Source organism: Phytoactinopolyspora halophila (assembly GCF_003287285.1).
GTDB classification, from domain to species: domain Bacteria; phylum Actinomycetota; class Actinomycetes; order Jiangellales; family Jiangellaceae; genus Phytoactinopolyspora_A; species Phytoactinopolyspora_A halophila.
On the sequence record NZ_QMIG01000077.1, the window covers coordinates 1 to 609 of the forward strand.

A 609-nucleotide genomic window follows, 5' to 3' on the forward strand; every position below is an offset into this window, starting at 1 on the left:
GGGTCACCCTGTTTCGCTTTTGTGGGGTCCTCGTGGCAGGCCGGTGGGCTGGTAGTCGCGGGTGGGGTCGATGGTCAGTTCACGGATCAGTTCGCCGGTGGCTGTGTTGATGATGCGGACGTTGAGGTCGTGGACGAGCATGATGATGATGGGGGTTCGGGCGTGGGGTCGGCCGATGCCGATGTGGTGCATCTTTCCGTTGATGCGCAGGGTGAGTTTCCCGTCGGAGTCGACGCGGTCATGCCGGATTCGGTTGTGGGTGTCGGTGTCGCGGCTGCCGGTGGTTGGGGTGGCTTTCGGTCTGGTCTGGTAGATGGTGTCGGGGGTGGCTCGGTGCGGCAGGGATCGGTGGGGGCGGTGTTGGTTGTATTGCTCGATGAAGTGGTCGATCATCGTTTGCAGTTCAGCGATCGTGCTCGGCTGGGCCGGTTGGGCGTGTAGCCATTTCTTCAATGTTTGTTGGATCGTTCGACTTTGCCGCAGGTGGTGGGGTGGTTCGGGGTCGAGTTTTTCTGTGTGATGCCCAGGCGGCGTAGTTCGGCTTCGAGTTTGGTGCGGCCGCCGTGGGCGGCTGCTGAGGCGAGACGGACGGTGTAGACCATGCCGTTG

1 pseudogene is annotated in these 609 nt (G+C 62.2%); it reads right to left on the reverse strand.

What is annotated here, in order from left to right:
- Positions 1–3 precede the first annotated feature (3 nt).
- Positions 4–609 (reverse strand): annotated as a pseudogene (locus DPM12_RS24590) (integrase core domain-containing protein); the annotation flags it as partial.